The 21,752-nt window shown below is 62.8% G+C and carries 18 protein-coding genes; 3 read left to right on the top strand and 15 right to left on the bottom strand.

All coding sequences use genetic code 11. The features are described from left to right. Nucleotides 1-23 precede the first annotated feature (23 nt). The 5 genes from nadD to leuS all read right to left on the bottom strand — a co-directional run bounded on the left by nadD (nucleotide 24) and on the right by leuS (nucleotide 6,079). Nucleotides 24-659 carry a nicotinate-nucleotide adenylyltransferase gene (gene nadD / locus JWZ97_RS07640; RefSeq protein ID WP_205434181.1) on the bottom strand — a complete coding sequence of 212 codons (636 nt, stop codon included), beginning with the start codon at nucleotides 657-659 and terminating at the stop codon, nucleotides 24-26. Continuing rightward, complete coding sequence (locus JWZ97_RS07635) at nucleotides 656-1,894, bottom strand: glutamate-5-semialdehyde dehydrogenase (protein ID WP_205434596.1); 1,239 nt, start codon at nucleotides 1,892-1,894, stop codon at nucleotides 656-658. The genes nadD and JWZ97_RS07635 overlap by 4 nt, the downstream gene beginning before the upstream one ends. 91 nt (nucleotides 1,895-1,985) lie before the next feature. Beyond that, complete coding sequence (gene holA, locus JWZ97_RS07630; RefSeq protein WP_205434180.1) at nucleotides 1,986-3,023, bottom strand: DNA polymerase III subunit delta; 1,038 nt, start codon at nucleotides 3,021-3,023, stop codon at nucleotides 1,986-1,988. Next, on the bottom strand, nucleotides 3,020-3,541 hold the full coding sequence (lptE, locus tag JWZ97_RS07625; RefSeq protein WP_205434179.1) for an LPS assembly lipoprotein LptE: 522 nt from the start codon (nucleotides 3,539-3,541) through the stop codon (nucleotides 3,020-3,022). Before lptE ends, holA begins: the two co-directional genes overlap by 4 nt. Nucleotides 3,542-3,547: 6 nt before the next feature. After that, nucleotides 3,548-6,079: a leucine--tRNA ligase gene (gene leuS / locus JWZ97_RS07620; RefSeq protein ID WP_205434178.1), complete on the bottom strand. Its 2,532-nt coding sequence runs from the start codon at nucleotides 6,077-6,079 to the stop codon at nucleotides 3,548-3,550. A 120-nt stretch (nucleotides 6,080-6,199) separates the two neighbouring features. On the opposite strand from leuS, the gene JWZ97_RS07615 reads away from it, so the two are divergent. From JWZ97_RS07615 to guaA, 3 genes are all read left to right on the top strand, one after another. Then, complete coding sequence (locus JWZ97_RS07615) at nucleotides 6,200-6,982, top strand: ParA family protein (RefSeq protein WP_205434177.1); 783 nt, start codon at nucleotides 6,200-6,202, stop codon at nucleotides 6,980-6,982. Between the two features lie 114 nt (nucleotides 6,983-7,096). Then, entirely contained in the window at nucleotides 7,097-8,560 is a 1,464-nt protein-coding gene (gene guaB, locus JWZ97_RS07610; protein WP_205434176.1) for an IMP dehydrogenase, read from the top strand. Between the two features lie 96 nt (nucleotides 8,561-8,656). Next, nucleotides 8,657-10,231: a glutamine-hydrolyzing GMP synthase gene (guaA, locus tag JWZ97_RS07605; protein ID WP_205434175.1), complete on the top strand. Its 1,575-nt coding sequence runs from the start codon at nucleotides 8,657-8,659 to the stop codon at nucleotides 10,229-10,231. A gap of 62 nt (nucleotides 10,232-10,293) precedes the next feature. Here guaA and JWZ97_RS07600 read toward each other — a convergent pair whose 3' ends face one another. The 10 genes from JWZ97_RS07600 to JWZ97_RS07555 all read right to left on the bottom strand — a co-directional run bounded on the left by JWZ97_RS07600 (nucleotide 10,294) and on the right by JWZ97_RS07555 (nucleotide 21,428). Then, nucleotides 10,294-11,511 (bottom strand): efflux RND transporter periplasmic adaptor subunit, encoded by a 1,218-nt coding sequence (locus tag JWZ97_RS07600; protein WP_205434174.1) that lies wholly within the window; start codon nucleotides 11,509-11,511, stop codon nucleotides 10,294-10,296. A 118-nt stretch (nucleotides 11,512-11,629) separates the two neighbouring features. Further along, entirely contained in the window at nucleotides 11,630-13,072 is a 1,443-nt protein-coding gene (locus tag JWZ97_RS07595) for an efflux transporter outer membrane subunit (protein WP_205434173.1), read from the bottom strand. Nucleotides 13,073-13,090: 18 nt separating this feature from the next. Further along, nucleotides 13,091-13,501 carry a biopolymer transporter ExbD gene (locus JWZ97_RS07590; RefSeq protein ID WP_205434172.1) on the bottom strand — a complete coding sequence of 137 codons (411 nt, stop codon included), beginning with the start codon at nucleotides 13,499-13,501 and terminating at the stop codon, nucleotides 13,091-13,093. Further along, complete coding sequence (locus JWZ97_RS20230) at nucleotides 13,479-14,159, bottom strand: MotA/TolQ/ExbB proton channel family protein (protein WP_305799103.1); 681 nt, start codon at nucleotides 14,157-14,159, stop codon at nucleotides 13,479-13,481. The genes JWZ97_RS07590 and JWZ97_RS20230 overlap by 23 nt, the downstream gene beginning before the upstream one ends. A 133-nt stretch (nucleotides 14,160-14,292) precedes the next feature. Continuing rightward, the gene (locus JWZ97_RS07580) at nucleotides 14,293-14,994 is read right to left on the bottom strand and encodes an energy transducer TonB (RefSeq protein WP_205434171.1); all 702 of its coding nucleotides are present in this window, start codon (nucleotides 14,992-14,994) and stop codon (nucleotides 14,293-14,295) included. 38 nt (nucleotides 14,995-15,032) lie between these two features. Continuing rightward, on the bottom strand, nucleotides 15,033-15,332 hold the full coding sequence (locus tag JWZ97_RS07575; RefSeq protein ID WP_205434170.1) for a hypothetical protein: 300 nt from the start codon (nucleotides 15,330-15,332) through the stop codon (nucleotides 15,033-15,035). Nucleotides 15,333-15,749: 417 nt separating this feature from the next. Further along, nucleotides 15,750-17,018, bottom strand: coding sequence for a PepSY domain-containing protein (locus JWZ97_RS07570; RefSeq protein WP_240342529.1), 1,269 nt, complete (start codon nucleotides 17,016-17,018; stop codon nucleotides 15,750-15,752). A 44-nt stretch (nucleotides 17,019-17,062) separates the two neighbouring features. After that, nucleotides 17,063-19,486 carry a TonB-dependent receptor gene (locus JWZ97_RS07565; protein WP_205434169.1) on the bottom strand — a complete coding sequence of 808 codons (2,424 nt, stop codon included), beginning with the start codon at nucleotides 19,484-19,486 and terminating at the stop codon, nucleotides 17,063-17,065. A 127-nt stretch (nucleotides 19,487-19,613) separates the two neighbouring features. Further along, nucleotides 19,614-20,540: a FecR domain-containing protein gene (locus tag JWZ97_RS07560; protein ID WP_205434168.1), complete on the bottom strand. Its 927-nt coding sequence runs from the start codon at nucleotides 20,538-20,540 to the stop codon at nucleotides 19,614-19,616. 360 nt (nucleotides 20,541-20,900) lie between these two features. Next, nucleotides 20,901-21,428, bottom strand: a complete 528-nt coding sequence (locus JWZ97_RS07555) for an RNA polymerase sigma factor (RefSeq protein ID WP_205434167.1) — start codon at nucleotides 21,426-21,428, stop codon at nucleotides 20,901-20,903. Between the last annotated feature and the right edge of the window lie 324 nt (nucleotides 21,429-21,752).

Genomic DNA, 21,752 nt, shown 5'->3' with positions numbered 1-21,752 from the left:
AAACTAAGGCGCCTCAGGGCGCCTTAGTTTTGATAGAGCCGCTGTTCGCGCATATAGTCCAAGACCGAGTCAGGCAGCAGATACCGCGGGTTGCCGCCCGCGTGAACGAGGGCCCGGACGGCGGTCGCAGAAATGGCGATCTGGCTGACTCGAATGAAATGCACCAGTCCTGCCGGCCGGCGGCGCAAATCTTCGCCGCAGCGGGTGACATGCCGGTTGACCCAGTCTTCCAGGCCGGCGTCCGGTTCGTCGGCTTCCACGTCCGGCCGGCGCATGACCACCACATGGGCGAACTCGGTCAGCTCTTGCCAGCGATGCCAGGCAGGCAGTCCCCGGAAAGCGTCGATCCCCAAGACCAGGCATAGCGGCCTGCCGGCCGACTCTGCCCGCAGGGAGGCGAGGGTGTCGATCATGTAGGAGGGCCCCGGCCTTTCCAGTTCCCGCGTGTCCACCCTCAGGCCGGGCTCCGCGCCCGTCAGCGCCAGTTTCAGCATGGCCAGGCGCTGCTCCGGCGTCGCCCCCGGAACCGCGCGATGTGGCGGCTCGCGGCAGGGAAGGAAGCGCAATTCGTCCAGTCCCAGCGCTTCTTTGACCTCCAGACCGGTGCGCAGGTGGCCGTAATGCACCGGATCGAAAGTGCCGCCGTAGATGCCTATCATGCGCGGATTTGGCCGTCGCCCAGCACGATATATTTCTGCGTGGTCAGGCCTTCCAGCCCGACCGGCCCGCGTGCATGCAACTTGTCCGTGCTGATGCCGATTTCCGCGCCCAGGCCGTATTCGTAGCCGTCTGCGAAACGGGTGGAGGCGTTGACCATCACCGAGCTGGAATCGACTTCGCGCAGGAAGCGCCGCGCGCGGGTGTAGTCTTCGGTGACGATGGCCTCGGTGTGCTGGGAGCTATGGGTGTGGATGTGTTCCAACGCCTCGTCCAAGCCGGCGACCACGCGTATGGAGAGAATGGGGGCGAGGTACTCGGTATCCCAGTCTTCTTCGGTCGCCGCCAGGCAAGCGTCGACCAAGGCACGGGTTCTGGCGCAACCGCGCAGTTCGACGCCCTTCTCGCGCAACAGCCCGGCCAATTCCGGCAGTATGTCTTTGGCGACGCCCTCGGCGACCAGCAGGGTTTCCAGTGCATTGCACACGCCGTAGCGCTGCGTCTTGGCGTTCAGGACGATGCGGATCGCTTTTTCCCGGTCGGCCTTGTCGTCGATGTAGACATGGCAGATGCCGTCCAGATGCTTGATGACGGGGATGCGCGATTCGGCCATGATGCGCTCGATCAGACTCTTGCCGCCGCGCGGAACGATCACGTCGACGTGTTTGTCCAGCCGCAGCAGTTCGCCCACGGCCGCGCGGTCGGTGGTGGCGATCAGTTGTACCGCGTCTTCCGGCAGGCCGGTTTCGAGCAGGCCGCTGCGTATGTAGGCGGCGATGGCGCGGTTGGAATGGATGGATTCCGAGCCGCCGCGCAGTATGCAGGCATTGCCCGATTTGAGGCACAGCCCCGCGGCGTCGGCGGTGACGTTGGGGCGGGACTCGTAGATGATGCCGATGACGCCCAGCGGCACGCGCATCTTGCCGACCTGGATGCCGGAGGGGCGATAGCTGAGCCCCGTGATTTCTCCGACCGGATCGGGTAGCGCGGCGATCTGACGCAGGCCGTCGGCCATGGTCCCGATGTTTTTTTCGCTCAGCGCCAGGCGGTCCAGCATCGCGTCGTCCAGATTCTTGGCGCGGCCGGCTTGCAGATCCTTGGCGTTTTCGGCGATCAGGTAATCGCTGCGGTTCTCCAGCGACTGGGCGATGGCCAGCAATGCGCGGTTCTTGGCGGCGGTTTCCGCCCGGCTCATCAGGCGCGAGGCGAGGCGCGCCCGCGCGCCGATGGCCTGCATGGCGGCGCCGAGTTCAGTCGATGTCACGTCGGTCGGAGTGGAGGAAGGGTGCGTCATGAGCTCAGCCTAGGAGGGTGCAAAACGGGCGGGGTCAGGCCAGGGCCGCGGCGACGAAACGGCTCAACGGCGCTTTGCCGGTCAACAGCGTACAGATGTCGAGCAGGGCGCTCCATGCCTCGCCGACGGCCTGGCCTTTGATGATGCGGTCGGCGCGGGCGCATGCCAGCAGCGCGTTTTCGACGTCGCGGCGGTCCAGGCGCTGCAGCGCCTTGCTCAGGGCGGATTTTTGCTTGTCCCAGATGCGCAGCTTGGCATAGGCGGATTCCTGGCTTTCGCCGCCGGCGGTCAGGTTTAGCACGCCGGCCAGCGTGCGCACATCGCGAGCCAGCGCCCAGAGCACGACGGGAGACGCCACGCCTTCCGCCTTCAAGCCCTGCAAAATGCGTTGCGCGCGCGGGAGCTGGCCCAGCATGGCGGCTTCCGCCAGGTCGTAGACGTCGTAGCGGGCGCTGTCGGCCACGGCCTTGCGTATCTGTTCGTCTTCGATGCGTCCTTCGCCGTAGAGGATATGAAGCTTTTCGACTTCCTGGGCGGCGGCCAGCAGATTCCCCTCGACGCGGGCGGCGAGGATGGCGAGGCCGGAACGGTCCGCCAGCAGATTGCGGCCCGCCATGCGCCGGTCCAGCCATTCGATCAGGCGTGCGCCTTCCAGGGGCCAGATTTGCACGAACACGCCTTTGGATTCCAGGGTCTGGAACCAGGCGGCTTTCTGCTCGGCCGCGCTCAGTTTGGGCAGGCTGACGACGAGGACGGCATCATCGGGCAGGTGCTGGGCGTAGCGGAGCAGCGCCTGGGCGCCGTCCTTGTCCGGCTTGCCGGGTAGCCTTAGATCCAGGACGCGCAATTCGCCGAACAGGGAGAACGAACCGCCGGATTCCAGTAGGCGGTTCCAGTCGAAACCGCTTTCTGCGTAAAACAATTCGCGGTTTTCGTAACCGCGCCCGAGCGCGGCGCATCGCACGGCGTCCGCCGCCTCGTTCAGCTGCAGGGGCTCGTCGCCCGACAAGAGATAGACCGGTGCCAGTTGTCGCTTGAGCGTGGCATCCAACTGCTCCGGTTTGATTTTCACGACTTCGGGGCGGTGCTGTTCTTGATGGCGAACGCGGCGCGGCGCAGTAGGGCCTCGGCAGCCTCTTTCTGCATCTCTGCCCGCATGACGCCTTCTTCGGCGGTCTGTGCGAGCGGTATGGTCTGATCGTTGAAATAGTCGCGCTTGACCTCGATCTCCTGGCGCGAGAGGATCACCTCGCCCTTGGGCGAGCGCACGTCGAACACGACCCGGAAAGTGAGGTCGAATTCGGTGCTGCGGCCGAAACGGCTCAGCACCAGCGAGCGGCGGCTATGCACGGCGCGATAGATACGGAGCACTCCGGCCGACTGCAAGGCGGAGCCCGCCCTTTTGCCGCCCGCAACCGTTAGAGCGTCGCTCAGGTCCGCCACGAAAGGATCGTTCGGAGCGATGCCATCCAGGTAAAGGTTCTGTCCCAGGCCTTCGGCGCCGGAGCCTCGCAGATGGAAGCCGCAGGCATTCAGGGCCAGTAGGGCGGCCAACACGTAACAGGTTTTCAGACCGGTATGCCGCGTCATAGTGGCTCAGACGACCACGTTGACCAGCTTGCCCGGCACGACGATGACTTTGCGCGCAGGCTTACCGTCCATGAAACGTTGCACGGAGTCCTCGGCCAAGGCCGCCGCTTCGATCGTTTCCTTGTCCGCATTGACGGCAACAGTGATCTTGCCGCGTGGCTTGCCGTTGACCGTTACCGTCAGTTCGATACTGTCCTTTACCAGCGCCGATGGGTCGGTTTGTGGCCACGATGCTTGCAGGATATCCGTGTCGAAAGCATGTTTTTCGTCAAAGCCTAACTTTCGCCACAATGCATGCGTGATGTGAGGGGTAATCGGGGCAAGCAAGCGGAGAACGATACTCAAGCCTTCCTGCGTCAGCGCGTCATAGCTGCGCACCCCCAGTTCTTCCGAGACTTCAACAGGGATATCTTGGAGCCATTGCCCGGTGCGTTTATCTCCATCGAGGATATTCACTATCTTCATGGCCCCGGAAACGACGGTATTAAACTGATGCCGCGAGTAATCGTAATTCGCTTGTTGAAGTATTTGATGGATTTCGCGGCGCTTTTGCCGTTGCCCATAATCGTTTGGCAAGCTGTCCCATGGAAAATCTTTCAGTTGTCCGACATCGCGGCGCTCGATACTGTGCGTGTAGCCCACTTTCCACAAGCGCTTGAGGAAGCGGTAGGCGCCTTCCACGCCGCTGTCCGACCATTCCAGGGATTGCTCCGGGGGAGCGGCAAACATCATGAACAGGCGCACGGTGTCGGCGCCGTATTTCTCGATCAATTCCTGCGGGTCTACCGTGTTGCCCTTGGACTTGGACATCTTGCTGCCGTCCTTGAGCACCATGCCCTGGGTGAGCAGGTTGGCGAAGGGCTCGTCGTTGCTCAGCAGGCCGGCGTCGCGCAGCAGCTTGTTGTAGAAGCGGGCATAGAGCAGATGCAGGATGGCGTGCTCGATGCCGCCGATGTATTGGTCCACGGGCAGCCAGTAACGCGCGCGTTCGTCCAGCATGGCCGTCGAATTGTCGGCGCTGGCGTAGCGGGCGAAATACCAGGACGATTCCATGAAGGTGTCGAAGGTGTCGGTTTCGCGCCGCGCCGGCTTGCCGCAGCTTGGGCAGTCCGTGTGGACGAAGGATTCCAGCCGGGCCAGCGGCGAGCCGGCGCCGGTGATTTCGACGTCGTGCGGCAAGAGGACCGGCAGTTGATCGTCGGGTACCGCTACGGCGCCGCAGTCCTCGCAGTAGACCACCGGGATGGGGCAGCCCCAGTAGCGCTGGCGCGAGACGCCCCAGTCGCGCAGGCGGAAGTTGGTGCGGCGCCGGCCGCGACCGCGTTCTTCCAGCCAGCCGGCGATGGCGGCGAAGGCCTCCCGGGACGTGAGTCCCGAGAACTCGCCGGATTCGACCAGCACGCCTTTCTCGACATAAGCAGCGTGGCTCAGGTCGGCTTCGCCGCCGTCGGCGGGGGCGATGACCTGGCGGATGGGCAGGCCGTATTTTTCCGCGAATTCGAAGTCGCGCTGGTCGTGGGCGGGCACGGCCATCACTGCGCCGGTACCGTAGCCCATGAGCACGAAGTTGGCGACCCACACGGGCACGCGTTCGCCGGTGATGGGGTGCAAGGCGTCCAGCCCCAGGGGCAGGCCGCGCTTTTCCGTGGTTTCCAGGGTGGCTTCGTCGACCGCGCCGTGTTTGCATTCCTCGATGAAGGCGGCCAGGGCAGGGTTGCTCTCGGCCGCGCGCAGGGCCAGCGGATGCTCCGCCGCCACCGCCACGTAGCTCACGCCCATCAGAGTGTCCGGTCGGGTGGTGTAGATGGTGAGGTGTTCGCCGTTGTCGGCGATGGCGAAATCCATCTCCACGCCTTCGGAGCGGCCTATCCAGTTGCGCTGCATGATGCGCACGGCGTCTGGCCAGCCTTCGAGATGGTCGATCTCCGTCAGCAATTCCTCGGCGTATTGGGTGATCTTGAAGAACCACTGCGAGATCTCGCGCCGTTCGACCAAAGCCCCCGAGCGCCAGCCGCGCCCGTCGATGACCTGCTCGTTGGCCAGCACGGTCTGGTCGACCGGGTCCCAGTTGACCACGGCGTCTTTCTTGTAGGCCAGGCCCTGCTTGAACAGGCGGGTGAACAGCCATTGTTCCCAGCGGTAATAGTCCGGCGCGCAGGTGGCCACTTCCCTCGACCAGTCGTAGGCAAACCCTAAGCGCTTGAGTTGATCGCGCATATAGGCGATGTTCTCGTAGGTCCAGTCGGCCGGATGCACGCCCTTTTGCAGGGCGGCGTTTTCCGCCGGCAGGCCGAAAGCGTCCCAGCCCATGGGTTGCAGCACGTTCTTGCCCTGCATACGCTGGAAGCGGCTCAGCACGTCGCCTATGGTGTAATTGCGCACATGCCCCATGTGCAGCCGCCCGCTCGGATAGGGGAACATGGACAGGCAGTAGTATTTCTCCCGGGAACTGTCTTCCACGGCCTTGAATACCTGCTGTCGTTCCCAGGTCTCCTGTGCTTGTTTTTCGATTTCGAGCGGCTGGTACAGTTCTTCCATTCGGGGGGGCGTCTTGGCTTAAAAAAGCGTTAGAATACCCGAGCCCAGCGCAAATCCAAAGCAAGCGGCGCGCCAGGGCAGGCTGATTTATCACGTATCCGGTTATATGAAGAGGGTAAAATGCGCAGGGTGATCTTCAATCAGAAAGGCGGCGTCGGCAAATCGACCATAACCTGCAATCTGGCCGCCATCAGCGCCATCGACGAGCGCAAGACCTTGGTGGTCGACCTGGACGTGCAGGCCAATTCCACGCATTACCTGCTGGGCAAGAAGATCAGCGACCCCGACCAGACCCTCGCCCGCTTCTTCAAGGACGTGCTGAGCATCAACCTGTTCGGCAAGAACGGCGGCAGCGGGCTGGAAGACATCATCCACGAGACGCCTTTCCCCAATCTGTATGTGATACCCGCGCATCCGGAATTGGAGAGTCTGCAAAGCCGCCTGGAGACCCGCTACAAGATCCTCAAATTGCGCGAGGCGCTGGAAAACCTGCACGGCTTCGAACACGTCTACATCGACACGCCGCCGGTGCTCAATTTCTACAGCCGTTCCGGCCTGCTGGCCGCGCAGCGCTGCCTGATTCCCTTCGACTGCGACGCCTTTTCGCGCGATGCTTTGTACAACCTGCTGAACACGGTGGCCGAGATCAAGTCCGATCACAATGTGGATGTGACCGTCGAGGGCATCGTGGTGAACCAGTTCCAGAGCCGCGCCAGCTTGCCGCAGCAACTGGTCGATGCACTGATACAGGAAGGTCATCCGGTGCTCGCGAGCAAGATTTCGCCCTCGGTGAAGGTGCGTGAATCGCACAGCGATTCCAAGCCGCTGATTCACTATGCACCCGACCACAAGCTCACCGAGGAATTCATCGCCCTGCATCAGGAACTGCACGGCAACGCCTGATCCGGCTTGCCGCGGGATCGTTATTCGCGCCCAGGGCGGCGTAATTCAGCAAAAATTTACACGAGAGCCGGAAAAAACGTAAAATTCGAAACTTTTAGCCGGCCGGAGCGAGTCATGCGCATAGATCAAGAAGCCCTCACCTTTGACGATGTATTGCTGGTCCCGGCTTATTCCAACATCCTGCCGCGCGACGTGAGCCTGAAAACGCAGCTTACGCGCAAGATCAGCCTGAACATCCCACTGGTGTCGGCGGCCATGGATACCGTGACGGAAGCCCGCCTCGCCATCGCCATCGCCCAGGAAGGCGGCATCGGCATCGTCCACAAGAATATGGATATCGAACACCAGGCCTATGAAGTGGGCGCCGTGAAGAAATACGAGAGCGGGGTGATCAAGGACCCCATCACCGTCCGTCCCGACATCAGCATACGCGAGGTGATGGAACTGACCCGCGCCAACCGAATTTCCGGGGTGCCGGTCGTGGACCGGGGGGAGCTGGTGGGCATCGTCACCAGCCGGGACCTGCGGTTCGAAACCCGTTTGGACGAGCCGGTCACCTCGGTCATGACGCCCAAGGAGCGGCTGGTGACGGTGCGCGAAGGCGCGCGCCAGCAAGAGGCCATCCATCTGCTGCACAAGCACCGCATCGAGAAGGTGTTGGTGGTGAACGAGAAGTTCGAACTGCGCGGCATGATCACCGTGAAGGACATCCAGAAGGCCAAAGACTATCCGCAGGCCTGCAAGGACGAGTACGAGCGGCTGCGTGTGGGCGCCGGCGTCGGCACCGGCGCCGGCACCGAGGAGCGGGTCGAGGCCCTGGCCGCGGCCGGGGCGGACGTGATCGTGGTCGATACCGCGCACGGCCATTCGCAAGGCGTGCTCGACCGGGTGCGCTGGGTCAAGCAGAACTTTCCCAACGTCCAGGTCATTGGCGGAAACATCGCCACCGCGGCGGCCGCCAAGGCTTTGGTCGAGGCCGGCGCCGACGCCGTCAAGGTGGGCATAGGCCCCGGATCCATCTGCACCACCCGCATCGTGGCCGGCGTCGGCGTCCCGCAGATTTCCGCCGTGGCCAACGTCGCTGGCGCCTTGCGCGATTCCGGCGTGCCCCTCATCGCCGACGGCGGCATCCGTTATTCCGGCGACATCGCCAAGGCGCTGGCGGCGGGCGCCTATTCGGTGATGCTGGGCGGCCTGTTCGCCGGCACGGAAGAGGCGCCCGGCGATGTGGAGCTCTACCAGGGGCGTTCGTACAAGTCTTATCGCGGCATGGGCTCCCTCGGCGCGATGGCCCAGCAGCAGGGCTCCAGCGACCGTTATTTCCAGGACAGCACCGAAGCCGAGAAGCTGGTGCCCGAAGGCATCGAGGGCAGGGTGCCTTACAAGGGCAGCCTGCTGGCCATCATCCACCAATTGGTGGGCGGCATCCGCGCCGCCATGGGTTATACCGGTTGCGGAACCATAGACGAGATGCGGACCGAGGCCCGTTTCGTGCGCATCACCTCGGCGGGCATACGCGAAAGCCATGTGCATGACGTGACCATCACCAAGGAAGCCCCCAATTACCGACTGGATTGATCGTCCGGCCGGCCGCTACGCGCGGCCGGTCACATTCCGGCAACATCGCCGGTGCAAGCTGGTCCACCGTCATTCGCCGCCGCTCGCGGAGCATCCATGCAAGACATCCACTCCCACAAGATCCTCATCCTCGATTTCGGTTCCCAGTACACCCAGCTCATCGCCCGCCGGGTCCGCGAGATCGGCGTTTATTGCGAAATCCACCCCTGGGATTGCGACGACGCCTATATACGCTCGTTTGCTCCGCGCGGCATCATCCTCTCGGGTGGCCCCGAGACCGTCACCGAGGCGCACACCCCGCGCGCGCCGGAGCTGGTGTTCAGGCTGGGTGTGCCGGTACTCGGCATTTGCTACGGCATGCAGACCATGGCCGAGCAACTCGGCGGCAAGGTGGAAAGCGTGGCACACCGTGAGTTCGGCTACGCCCAGGTGCGGGCGCGGGGCCATTCGGCGTTATTGCGCCACATCGAAGACCACACCACGCCGGAAGGCTACGGCATACTCGACGTGTGGATGAGCCATGGCGACCAGGTCACCGTGCTGCCACCGGGCTTCAAGCTGATCGCGAGTACCGACAGCGCGCCCATCGCCGGCATAGCCGACGAGGACCGGCGGTTTTATGCCTTGCAATTCCACCCCGAAGTCACCCACACCCGCCAGGGCCAGCGCATCATCGAGCGTTTCGTGCGCGGGATCTGCGACTGCGCGAATCTCTGGACGGCACGCAACATCATCGAAGACAGCATCGCTCACATCCGTGAAAAGGTCGGACAGGATCAAGTCATCCTGGGGCTTTCCGGCGGGGTGGATTCCTCGGTAGTGGCGGCGCTCCTGCATCTGGCCATCGGCGACCAGCTCACCTGCGTGTTCGTCGACACGGGCTTGTTGCGTCTGCACGAAGGCGACCAGGTGATGGCGACTTTCACCGAACACATGGGCGTGAAGGTTCTCAGGGTGAATGCCGAGGCGCGCTATTTCGAGGCGCTCAAAGGCGTGGCCGATCCCGAGCGCAAGCGCAAGATCATCGGCGGGCTGTTCGTCGAGATCTTCGACGAGGAGGCGGCCAAACTGACCGATGCCCGCTGGCTGGCTCAGGGGACCATATACCCCGACGTGATCGAATCGGCCGGCTCCAAGACCGGCAAGGCGCATGTGATCAAGTCGCATCACAATGTGGGCGGCCTGCCCGAGGACATGAAGCTCGAACTCATCGAGCCTCTGCGCGAACTGTTCAAGGACGAAGTGAGGCAGATCGGCCTGGAGTTGGGCCTGCCTTCGGAGATGATAAACCGCCATCCCTTCCCGGGGCCTGGCCTGGGTGTGCGTATCCTGGGCGAGGTCGAGAAGGAATACGCCGATCTGCTGCGCCGGGCCGACGCCATCTTCATCGAAGAACTCTATCGCCACGAGCTTTACGACAAGACCAGCCAGGCCTTCGCGGTATTCCTGCCGGTGCGCTCGGTCGGCGTGATGGGCGACGGCCGCCGCTACGATTATGTCATCGCGCTCCGGGCCGTGGAGACGGTGGATTTCATGACCGCGCACTGGGCGCATCTGCCCTACGAGTTTCTCGATCTCGTCTCGCGGCGCATCATCAACGAAGTGCCGGGCATTTCGCGCGTCACTTACGACATCTCCGGCAAGCCGCCGGCGACCATCGAGTGGGAGTAGTTCCGGCTTTCGGTTCGTTCTTCCTGCCGCTCGCTCGCTCCGGGAAATACGGGGCCGGCGGCTTATTGCTTCACGACACTTTCCGGATAGGGACCGGCCGCCCTTTTTTCTTCCCGCGGTTTCGAGTCTTCGGCCGCAAGTCTGACTTTCATTCCCTCGACCGGAACCGGTACGCCATCGACCACCAATCGGTCGCCGGCGTTCAGCCCCCCTTTCACCAGGACGCGGTCCGCTTCGCGGCGCAACACGTCCACCCGGTGGATATGCAATCGCCCTTGCTCGTCGACCAGCAAGGCCTCCTGCAGCGCGTTTAGACCGGCGGCCGGCAGGACGAACAAGCCGGCCCGTTCTCGTCCTTCGATCTCTGCCTGCACGAACAAACCGGGAAGCAAGGGAGGACGGATGTCTTTGGGCGGATGGGGTTGCGTCACCTCGGCGATGACGTGCAGCAAGCCCGTAGCCTCGTCCACGGCTCCTTCGGTCCGGGCCAAACGCCCCTCCCAATGCTGCAGGTTGCCGTTCACCTCCGCACTCAGCACCACGCGGGGGCTTTGCGCAGAGGGCTCGCCGCGCGGGAGGATGGGCAGGTCGAGATAGGCGAGCTGATCGGCGTTCACCGGCAGGCGGATTTCCGCGACATCCGTGGCATAGATCCGCGCCAGCTTTTCACCCGCCTGAACGTATTGGCCCAGTCCGACGTTTCTTTGCAGCACCCTGCCGGCGAAGGGCGCGCGCAGCTCGCAGCGGCTGCGGCGCAGCTTCGCCTTGGCCAGATCGGCCTCGGCGGCTTTCAGCTTGGCACGCGCCTCCGCGAGTTGCGGTCCGTGCAGGGTCAGGGGGGTGGGTTTGCCCTCGCCCAGGGCCTTCCACTCGCTTTCGGCCTGCTCGGCCTGAGCCTCCTCGAACAACACCAGTCGGTGGGCTTCGGCGACGGCGGCGGCGGCGGCGGTAATGGCGTAGTCGTAGTCGCGGGGGTCTATCGTCAACAGCAAGGAGCCGGCCTCGAAGTAAGCGCCGACCAGCAGATCGCGGTTCATCTGCACCACTTTTCCGCCGACTTCCGTCACCCAGTCGATTTCGCTGCGCGCCTTCACCACGCCCTGGGTACGGACGTTCAGTTTCAGTGTCTGGGGTTGCAACTGCACGACGGTGACCAGGGGCGGCTCGCTCGCCGGCGCCTGGTTTGCCACCTCGGGCCGATGAGCGACGAGCGCCCACGCCCCGACGCCGCCGGACAGAAGCACGACGGCGGGTAAGAGAGTTTTCAGCTTTAAGGACATAAGATTCGGGACGGGGCGGCCTTAGGTGCGGCGAAAGCGAAGGAATCGGCGGCTCCATGCCGGTCCGTTGGCAGGGAGCTCCTTGGCGCCTGGTCGGCTGCCGCCAAAGACCGCCCATTCATGCCCCGCCTCCCAGCGCCAGGTATAAATCGATGCGGTTGCTGAGCAATTGGCGCTTCGCCGCCAGGTGGGCGCTCCGTGCGTTCAGGGTACTGCGGTAGCTGTCCAGGAGAGTAAGGATTTCGATGAAGCCGTGCCGGTAGGAATACACCGCCAGCTTGCGGCTCTGCTCCGTCTGCTCGACGGCTTCCCGCAAGGCTTGCTCCTGCTCCCGCAGCCATTCCTCGGCAGCCAAGGTTTGTTCGACCTCGCGGAAGGCATTGAGCGCCGTGTTTTTGTAAAGGTTGTAGGCTTCTTCAGCGCGCGCTTCATTCAGCCGTATCTCCGCCTTGAGCCGGCCACCGGTGAACACCGGCTGCAGCAAGCCCATGGCGACGTTCCAGGCCGCGGCACGCGGATCGGCCAGTTCGGTCAGGGCCGCACTGCGCGTCCCGCCCGTGGCGGTCAGGGTGATGCGCGGGAGCAGCGCCTTTTTCGCGCTTTCCACCCGCGAATCGGAGGCTCGCAGGCGCTCGAATGCCGCGCTGAGATCAGGCCGCCTTTCCAGCAACTGCGATGGCAGGCCGGCCGAGATCGCGTCCGGCGGCTCCGGCAAGCGCATGCTCCCCCCGGGCTCGGCCTGGGGGTATCGGCCCAGCAACACTTCCAGTCTGCGGGCCGCCGCCTGAACCCGGTTGTGCGCCTGCGCCTGCTGGGCTTCCGCATTCGCCAGGTCGGTCAGCGCCAACCGCAGATCCAGGCCGCGGGTAAGCCCGCGGGCGAAGCGACCGCGCACCAGTTCCACGAGGATCGTGCGTTCGTGTGTGGATTGCTCGGCGACCTCGGCCTGCAGCCGGGCCTCGGCCAGTTCGAAGTAGCTCTGGGCGGTTCTGGCGGCCAGCGAAAGGCGCGCGGCGGAATAATCGGCGGCGACCGCGGCCGCTTCGGAACCGGTCGCCTGGCGGGAGGCCAAGATGCGGCCCCAGACATCCAGTTCCCAATCCAAGTTGAACAAGGCCTGGAAGGCGCCAAATTCGGTGCTCCCGAATCCGGTGTTACGCACCTGCGTGCGCTCGTATCCCGGTGCGAAGGACAACTGCGGCCAGCGCCCGGCGCCATCGATCGCGACCTGCTCGCGGGCGGCCTCCACGCGTGCCGCGGCGGCCTTCAAGTCCAGGTTGGCGTGCAGGGCTTCCCGAACCAGCGCGCTCAGGGATGGATCGGCAAAGCCGTCGAGCCAATGCTCGGGCACCGAGAGCGCAGCGGAGGTCGCCGTGGACTCCAGTTGTTTTCCAACCGGTGGATGCTCGGTCGATACGGCGGCCGATCGTGCTGCCACACCGGTCCAGCGTGGCGGGAGCGTGACACCGACATCCTGGAGCCTGCGCTCGGGCGAGGAACCGCAGGCGGTCAGCAGCATAAGTAAGGGCAGGCAGGCACGCCTAGCCCCAGGCCGGGTCATGGTCGCAAGCCTCGAGTGCTACTGCTGCACGGTGACGAATGACAGTTTGCCGATTCCCGACCGCTGGGCACCGGCCATCACCTTGGCCACGGCATCGAACACCGCGGCACGGTCGGCCTGCAACTGCACACTGATCTCGGGGTCGCGTTCCTGCAGGGTTTTGAGTTCCGCCTCCAGGGATTCCAGCGGCACCGGCCTGTCATCCAGCGCGGGCTGTCCCTGCGCATTGATGCTGAGGATGGCGACGTGCTGATCCGGCGCGGGCTCCGTTTGTTCGGTCTTGGGCAGTTTGACCTTCACGACTTGCGTCAACAGCGGCGCGGTCACGATGAATACGACCAGCAATACCAACATCACATCCACCAGGGGCGTGACGTTGATCTCGCTCATTTCCCCGCCCTCGTCCTCACTCGGTAACTGTACGGCCATGTTCGTTCACCGTGGTTTGCATCAAATGGCTTTCCAGCGAGGAATGCAGAAAGTCGCTGGCGAAATGGTCCAGCGTGGCGATGATGCGCCGGTTCTGCCGGAGGAAGAAGTTGTAGGCGATCACCGCCGGGATCGCGACGGCGATGCCGAGCGCGGTGGCGATCAGCGCCTCGCCAATGGGGCCGGCTACCACTTCCAGGCTGGCGTTGCCGTTTGCGCCGATATCCTTGAGCGCATGCATGATGCCCCAGACGGTGCCGAACAATCCGACGAAGGGCGAGGTGCTGCCTATGCTGGCCAGCCAGCCCAGACCGGATTCCATGCGCGCCTTTTCCTTCAGGATCTGCTGGCGCATGGCGCGTTCAATCAACTCGTACCACGCTTCATGATGATCCGGGTTCAGGCTGAGATGTAGGCTCGCCTTGGCCAGGGTGGCTCTGCCGGCCTGAAGCACCCGTCCCGCCGGTATACGGTCGGAGTCCGGGCCGTCGGGCAGCTTATCCTCTCCCGACACGAATTGCTTGATGTAGCGGTGATTGCGCAGTTTGCTCAGGATGACCTCGCCGGCCTTGAGCAAGATCACGCTCCAGGTCAGCAGGGAAAAACAGCCGAGCGCACACAGCGTCCCGTCGACGATAGCGGTTTCCGATATTTCCAAGATAGCCTCCTCTTATTAAACGTTTCTTAATCTATGGATTTCCGATTGGCTGGCCGGTGGCGTGCCGGAAGACGGCTGACTGAGGTCTGATAGTCGCCGACATGCGTCTAAGCCACCCGACCAAAGTCCGTTCTCAGCGCAACTCGAATTCGATGGGCACGGTCACCCAACTGGCCTGAGCCACATCGCCACGCTTGGCCGGCACGAACTTCCATTTGCGTACCGCTTCCAGCGCCGATTCGTCCAGCACCTCGTGGCCGCTGCTGCGTTGTACGTTGACCTCCATCGCGTGTCCGTCCGGACTCACGTACACCCGCAGCAGAACCAGGCCTTCCCAGTGCCGGCTGCGGGCGATCGAGGGGTACACCGGGCGGGGATTGTTCAGATAATCGGCCGTCGAACTGGCAGGGGTGTACACCTCGTTATGCGGGGACGCGGCTTCCGCCTTTACCGGCGCAGGTGGGGCGGGAGTCGGCGGAGCCGTTTCGCGCACTTCTTCCTGAACTTCTGCCCGCTTGGCCACCGGCTCCTTGGGGACAGGCTTCGGTTTGGGCTTGGCTTTCTTTACTGGGGCGGGATCCGGCTTCTTCTCCGGTTTTGGGGGCTCCGGCGGTGTCGGCGCGGGCTGGACCACCTGGGGCGACGCCGGTGCCGCCAGGGCGATATCGATCATCGGCAGAGGCGCCGCCGCTATCAGGGGCACAGGCGCCGGCCGGTTCATGTACCACAGGAAAACCAGTCCATGGAGGGTCGCCGCTACTAGCGCTGCGCTCGCTACGCCGAGGGTACGCCGCCAGGAATTAGGCAGCATGCCGGCGCCCAATGGTACGGGCATGGAATCCGGCTGAGGTCCGGTGGGAAGAAAACAAAGGCTCATGAGCTTTTCACGTTTCCCGTACGACGTCCGCGCTGGCTGCCCCGCAAGGCCACCTGCTGCCCGCTGTTGGCCGAATACGCGCCGCTTGGCGATCCGACAACCGCCGTATCGACGCCCTCTCCCTGATGCACGGTCGCGACCTGCCGCTTGAGAGCGTCCAGGCAGGCACGGGTTTCGCCAAGCAAGTTTTCCAGGTATTCGAAATGCACTTGGAAATAACGGGCCGATGGAAATTGTTCTCCATTCGTAGCCGAACTCCCGGTGGCATTGTCGTTTCTGTCTGACTTGATCCTCATACGGTCTTCCTCCTTTGCGATTCCTATAGGCTTAAGACGTTTGAGTGAGCGAAATCCCTCACCCTGGCCGCAAAAAATTTTGCGCCCAGCTGCCGTTACGTCGATGATCCGATGGCTGTAGCGACAGCGAGTCAGGCGATCCTACGGCGGGCAGCGTGTCCCACGACGTGCTGTGCCTAACGGCGTTCCCTACGCCGCACGGCCGCACTTGCGGGACGGTTATTGCCTTCGGCGCCCCAGCCGTCCCCCGTCGACTCGCTCCAGCGACCTTAGAGCCGTCGCCTCCGCATCGCTCCGAGATGACTCTACGGCCTGTTCGGGATGCCTTGCAGGTCACCTACGGACGCAATAAAGCCTGCGCCCTGCGGTGCCCCGCCCGGCCCTGGGCCTTCTGGGGGGCATGGAAAACATCCCGGTCTACCCGCTGCGCGGCTGACCTTTGTTTTCCAGCGATGCCCGCCGTTTCTGCAGCCAGCGAATCACGCCGGTGACGTAAAGCACCGCGCAAGCCAGACCGCTGAGAAAAACCAGGATGCGGCCGGGCATGCCGAAGGCCTGCCCGGAATGCAGCGGCCATTGCCACTGGATGAACACATCGCCACCGCTGCCATTGGCCGGGTCGCTGACCTTCAGTACCTCTGCGCTGTACTGGTCGATATACACGCAACGCGTATCCAGCACGTAAGGCCGCAGCGCTTCGACGGCCTGGCTGCATACCTGATAGGTTCCCTCGGGCTCGGTAGGAAGATTGAGGACGCTCAGCTTGCCGCCCGGATAGTGCGACTGCGCCACGGCCACGGCTTGGTCTAGGCCGAGGGTGGGCCGGTCAGGGATGACGGTCGAACGGATTTTTTCCGGTAGGGTGACGGGCGAAAAACGCTCCACCAGCCATACGATTTGATCCGGCAGGTTCATGTACACCCCGGAAACCAGTACGGCCAGCAGCACCAGGGCGGAATAGAAACCGAAGGTCTTGTGCAGGTCGAAGTTGAGCCGTTCGGCGCTGGCGCGACGTTTGACGGTCAAGGCCTTGAGCCAATGTCCGGTCAGCGGCCACCAGACGATCAAACCGCTGAGCACCGAAACCACCAGCAAAACGCCGATGGCGCCGACCAGTACGACGCCATGTTCTTTCCACAGCAAGGCGTAATGCAGCTTGAACACGAAGCCCATCAGGCAATTGCCGAAATAGCTCCGGCCATCGTAGAAGACACGGCTGCCGGTGACCCGAGCGGTGTAGGGGTCGACGAAGACATTCAAACTGCCGGCCGTGTCTTGCGCCACGCCTGGCTCCTGATAGAAAAAGGCGAATACGCCCTCCGGGCTGCGGGGGTAGTAGGTAAAACCCGGCGCGGCCCCTGGCGGCATGGCCGACTTGGCCGCGGCGACGATTTCGTCCAGCGGACGGTAAACCGCTTGGTCCTCGGGCACGTGGACCGTCATCAGATCCGGATTGAGCCAAGCGTCGATTTCCTGCCAGAAAACCAGGACGCTCCCGGTCAGGCCGATGACCACCAGCACCGCTCCGGCGATCAGTCCCAGCCAGAGGTGGACTTCCAGCCAGAGCTTGCGGCGGGCTTTCAGGCGCACCAAACGCTGCGATCGACTATCTGGCGTGCTCTGCATCGGAGATTCGACGGCGACAACTTTGCGCTGATTCAGCCAGGCTTCCGCTATCCATTTCATACAATCACACCCTGTCGACGATAAGCGAACCGTATCAATTCGCCTCAGTACTCCACCCTTATCGATCCGAGAAAACTCAGAGGCTGAGCCGGATAGACCGCCAGACGCCAACTCGAACGGTCGTAATGGGTTTTATCGAGAATGTTGTAGACGTTGAACTGCGTGGTGATCTTCGCCCCGCTCTGCACGAAGCTGTAGCCGACACTGGCATCCCATCGCGCATAGCCCGGCAACTGGAAGCTGTTGTCGTTATCGCCTTGGCGCTGGCTTTTGGCGAACACCCCAGTGCCGAAACTCAAGCCCTTCAGGTCACCGCTGCTGAACTCGTACCTGGTCCACAGGCTGCCGGAGTTTTTCGGCACGCCCAATAGGTCGTTGCCTTGGTTGGAGCCTTTGGTGATGACGGCGTCGGTGTAGGCATAGGTGCCGATCACGCTCCAATCCTCGGTCAATTTGCCGCTCAGGTCCAACTCTATGCCGCGGCTGCGTGCCTCGCCCACAGCCACCGAATACAGCGGATGCGCGGCATCCGTTGCCAGGATGTTCTGTTTGTAGATCTGGTAGAACGCCAACGTAGCCGTTACGCGCTTGTCCGGGGACTCGGCCTTGATGCCCACCTCGCCCTGCTGGCCGGTTTCCGGGTTGAACGGTTTGCCGCCAAAAGAGCGCCCACCATTGAGCGAGCCGTAGGACTCCACATAATTGCCATAGAGTGACAGCCACTCCCAAGGCTGATACAGCACCCCCACGCGTGGGTTGAACGCCTGGTTGGAGTTGGCGTTAAGCGTGATGTCGCGGAAAGAGCCTGTACCCGACTCGCCTGAGCTTTCCGAGGCCCAGTCCTGCCGCCCGCCACCCAGGATGTGCAGCTTGTCCCAGAGGGTGATCTGATCTTGGAAATATACCCCGTACCAGTTTTCGTAGTGCTTGTAGGCGAAGTTCTCGGTGCCTGGATTGAACTGGGTGAGATCCCTCCCGCTATAAACCGGGTGGTAAATATTGATCATGCTTTCCGGCGTGCCATAAAAATTCGCCGGTCCGCCGGGGCCGTCATGTTCGTCCAGACGATAAAAATCAAAGCCCACCAGTACGTCGTGATGGGCAAAGTCGCCGGTGTTGAACTTGCCGGCCAAATCCAGGTTGCTGGCGTAAGTGTTGCGACGCAAGGGCGTGTTCCACATGCCGCGGGTCAAAACTCCCGTGGTTTCGTCCAACTCACCGAACCAAATGCTGGTCTGACGGTAGGCGGTGGAGGTGTACTGGAATCGATTGGTCAACCGCCAGTCGTCGTTGAAGTGGTAGGTCCAGTCGAAGGCGGTCAGGGTCTTGTCCTGGGTGTTCGGGTGCCGCTTATTGGTTTCCTTGCCGTCTTGCAGATAACGGCTGATCGGGATGTTCGCCGGACGAGTGCCGACGGCAACCAGCGCACCCTCGTCGTCGGTGAAGGTGAAGTGCTGGTATTCCACATCCAGATTGGCCTCGAAATTATCCGTGGGCCGCCAGCTCAGCGAGGGCGCGATGAAAACATTCTCCTGCGAGACGAAATCGCGGAAAGAGTTATTGCTCTTGTAGGCGATGTTCATCCGTCCCAGCAGGGATTTGTCCGCCAGCAGCGGGCCGGTGGCGTCCACCGTGGTGCGGTACAGATCGTAGGAACCGAACTGTTGCTGCACTGAAAAATAGGGGATATCCAGAGCCCGCTTAGGCGCCAGGTTGATCATCCCGCCGGGCTGTATCCGTCCGTAAAGAATGGAGGCTGGCCCTTTCAGCACTTCTATGCTTCTGAGATTGGCGGTTTCCAGACCACTAATGGCGGCTTGCCTGAGGCCATTCCGGTATGTACTTCCTCCAGTATCGAAACCACGAATGATCGCCCCGTCGTAGAAGGCCTCGGAAACCTGCACGCCGCTGATGTTCTTCAGCGCGTCGTTTAGGGTGATGGCCTGCTGGTCGTCCATCACCGCCCGTGACACCGCCTGAATTGACATCGGCGTCTCCATGATCGGCGTATCGGTCTTGGTGGCGGCGTATGCGTTGGGAACAACGTATTCAGTGTTGTAGGGGTCGCTGGCGTCGTAACCGGCCTTGGCGTTCACGGTGACTTTAGGCAGGGACGTACTCCCCAACGCTGGCGTTTTAACGGCTATCAGGGTTTTATCCACGATTTCGTAACGCAAGCCGTTTTGACCCAGCACCTTGTCCAAGGCCTGCTGCACGGTGTAATGGCCTTGCAAGGGCGGGGCGTTGAGGCCCTTGACCGCAGCATCCGCATACACCAGCTTGACGCGAGAAGTCTTGGCCAAACTATCCAGGGTGGCGGACAAGGCTTGCGCGGGCAGGTTGAGATTAAGGCCCGCGTCCTCGGCGGCCTCGACACCACCGGCCAGTAATATGACGAACAGCGGCAGCGTGCGCAGAGAACCCCGACCCTTACCGGTAGTGCTAGCCGGTTTGCGGTGAAAACCCATGATGACTCCCTCGTTTCTTGTTATGAGATGCGACGTATTGCACGTCTTCACCTTCCATAACGAAGGAACGATCGGGAACTGGACAATTTTTTCGCGCCCCCCTGCCGCCGGCGAAACAGCCTGGGGATCAGCGCACCCTGCCTTGCGCCCGATCCAGAAAAATTTCATCCCCCTTGCGCTCCGTCCTTACCGGGAGGATTTTCTCCACCGCTCTCAGAAACGGATGCAGGTCACCGGCATCGAAAGTACCGCTCAGGGTTTCCCGGGCCAGTGCGGGTTCGGCAAAGCTGAAGCGCACGGGGTGATGACGCGCCAGTTCAGCGGCGACCTCGCCCAAGGGGGTGCGTTCGAACACCAGGCGTCCCTGAGTCCAGGCCGCCGCGAGTTCATGATTGGCGGCTTCCGGGGCGCCCAACTTGCCCTGGGCATCGAGGCGACGACGGAAGCCGGCGCTTAGCCGATTGCCTTCCCAGCCGCGTCCATCGTTCAGTTCCACTTCGCCTTCCAAGACCGTCACGGTCGTACCGTCCTGACGCCGCCGCACGTTGAAACGGGTGCCTATGTCGCGGATGTTTATGTGACCTGCCGATACGGTGAAAGGCCGCCAGGCCCGATGACGCACGTCGAACAGCGCCTCGCCATCCTGTAAATCGATTTCGCGGCGTAACCAGGAGATCCGTGCAGTCAGCCGGCTCGCCGCGTTGACTTCGATATGGGATCCATCGGCCAGTTCCACGCCGATTCGCTCGCCGATGCCCGTGACATACGGAACCGTCGGCGCATGGCGATCCTGCCACCAAAGCCCGACTGTCAAACTGACCAACAATAGCAAGGCGGTCGCGGCGCCGGCCGACGCGCGTCGCTGCGGCCCGGCCGAGCGGGCGGCGTGGAGAGCTTGCGGGCGCGCGTCCTTTAAGCCGCCGAGCTCGCCCCATAGACGCTCGGCTTCCGCATAGGCGAGCCGATGCGATTCGCTATCATCCAGCCACGCCCAGAACCTGGCTCGATCTCCGTCGTCACAGGTTTCGGATTGCAGAAGGACGAACCATTCCATCGCCTTGCTGGAAAACAAAGGTCAGCCGCGCAGCGGGTAGACCGGGATGTTTTCCATGCCCCCCAGAAGGCCCAGGGCCGGGCGGGGCACCGCAGGGCGCAGGCTTTATTGCGTCCGTAGGTGACCTGCAAGGCATCCCGAACAGGCCGTAGAGTCATCTCGGAGCGATGCGGAGGCGACGGCTCTAAGGTCGCTGGAGCGAGTCGACGGGGGACGGCTGGGGCGCCGAAGGCAATAACCGTCCCGCAAGTGCGGCCGTGCGGCGTAGGGAACGCCGTTAGGCACAGCACGTCGTGGGACACGCTGCTTTCAGGACCGGTTCGCCGAATCGCTTGGCCGGCGGTATCACGGCAGCCCTTTTCACGACCCAATTGCGCGCCCGCGCAGCGGGTTTTCCAGGCGAGCGTGGCAAGACATCATGGCTTTGACCAGATGACGCTGCACGGTCTTCTCGGATATGCCCAGCCTTCCCGCGATCTCGCCGTAGCTCAGTTCGTCCACCCGGCGCAGCAGCAGTACATGACGGCAGACGGGAGGCAAGGACGCGATGGCATCGAGCAGGAGTTCGCATTGCTCGCGCACCGCCGCCAACTCTTCCGGCTGCAGGTTCGGACACGGCAGTTCTTCGTCCAAAACCACCGAGCCCTCGGCCCACCGTTTGTTCTGCCGCAGAAAATCGATCGCCAGCCGCTCGGCCGTGCGATAGAGGTAGGCCGTCAGGTTGTCCTTATACGGTATGGCGTCCTTGCGCAGCAGCCGCAGATAAGCTTCCTGGCTGAGATCGCTGGCCATTTCCTTGCATTGCACGCGTTTAAGCAAAAATGCGACCACGGCCTCCCGATGATCGCGGAAGAGATCGCAAATTTGTTCGTGGGTGATGGCGTACATGGGCGGCGGTTCGGCAATTAGAGCGGAAGTTCAGCTTGCCTCAGCAATTTCGGCGCCAGCCGGGTCGCGGCCGCCGCCGTGAGTTCGCGGACTCAAGTCCTTCGGCGGTTGCCAGTTCGCCGAGAGCTCATTCGACTTCACTCGACAATGCGTCATATGGCTCACCGCCGAGGTATTTCACTCATCGCGCGGGGTAGATAGGGCTGACGGCGGGGGCGGAACCAAGGGTAGCGGTTGTCCGCGTCGCGTCATACGCGAGGAGGGGCCTCGGCGACCTGAATTTCGGGATTAACGGGGGCGGTGGTGTTGCCCCGGAGCCCTGTA

Origin of the sequence: Methylococcus sp. EFPC2 (assembly GCF_016925495.1) — a bacterium.
Classification (GTDB): Bacteria; Pseudomonadota; Gammaproteobacteria; order Methylococcales; family Methylococcaceae; genus EFPC2.
Note: the sequence above shows the minus strand (reverse complement) of the source record. Positions and strands in the feature narration are given on the sequence as shown.

Excerpts from the sequence above, each read along its gene's own strand:
- nadD (WP_205434181.1), bottom strand. The coding sequence starts at position 659 with ATGATAGGCATCTACGGCGGCACTTTCGATCCGGTGCATTACGGCCAC.
- JWZ97_RS07635 (WP_205434596.1), bottom strand. The coding sequence starts at position 1,894 with ATGCAGGCCATCGGCGCGCGGGCGCGCCTCGCCTCGCGCCTGATGAGC.
- lptE (WP_205434179.1), bottom strand. The coding sequence starts at position 3,541 with ATGACGCGGCATACCGGTCTGAAAACCTGTTACGTGTTGGCCGCCCTA.
- leuS (WP_205434178.1), bottom strand. The coding sequence starts at position 6,079 with ATGGAAGAACTGTACCAGCCGCTCGAAATCGAAAAACAAGCACAGGAG.
- JWZ97_RS07615 (WP_205434177.1), top strand. The coding sequence starts at position 6,200 with ATGCGCAGGGTGATCTTCAATCAGAAAGGCGGCGTCGGCAAATCGACC.
- guaB (WP_205434176.1), top strand. The coding sequence starts at position 7,097 with ATGCGCATAGATCAAGAAGCCCTCACCTTTGACGATGTATTGCTGGTC.
- guaA (WP_205434175.1), top strand. The coding sequence starts at position 8,657 with ATGCAAGACATCCACTCCCACAAGATCCTCATCCTCGATTTCGGTTCC.
- JWZ97_RS07600 (WP_205434174.1), bottom strand. The coding sequence starts at position 11,511 with ATGTCCTTAAAGCTGAAAACTCTCTTACCCGCCGTCGTGCTTCTGTCC.
- JWZ97_RS07595 (WP_205434173.1), bottom strand. The coding sequence starts at position 13,072 with ATGACCCGGCCTGGGGCTAGGCGTGCCTGCCTGCCCTTACTTATGCTG.
- JWZ97_RS07590 (WP_205434172.1), bottom strand. The coding sequence starts at position 13,501 with ATGGCCGTACAGTTACCGAGTGAGGACGAGGGCGGGGAAATGAGCGAG.
- JWZ97_RS07580 (WP_205434171.1), bottom strand. The coding sequence starts at position 14,994 with ATGCCCGTACCATTGGGCGCCGGCATGCTGCCTAATTCCTGGCGGCGT.
- JWZ97_RS07575 (WP_205434170.1), bottom strand. The coding sequence starts at position 15,332 with ATGAGGATCAAGTCAGACAGAAACGACAATGCCACCGGGAGTTCGGCT.
- JWZ97_RS07570 (WP_240342529.1), bottom strand. The coding sequence starts at position 17,018 with ATGAAATGGATAGCGGAAGCCTGGCTGAATCAGCGCAAAGTTGTCGCC.
- JWZ97_RS07565 (WP_205434169.1), bottom strand. The coding sequence starts at position 19,486 with ATGGGTTTTCACCGCAAACCGGCTAGCACTACCGGTAAGGGTCGGGGT.
- JWZ97_RS07560 (WP_205434168.1), bottom strand. The coding sequence starts at position 20,540 with ATGGAATGGTTCGTCCTTCTGCAATCCGAAACCTGTGACGACGGAGAT.
- JWZ97_RS07555 (WP_205434167.1), bottom strand. The coding sequence starts at position 21,428 with ATGTACGCCATCACCCACGAACAAATTTGCGATCTCTTCCGCGATCAT.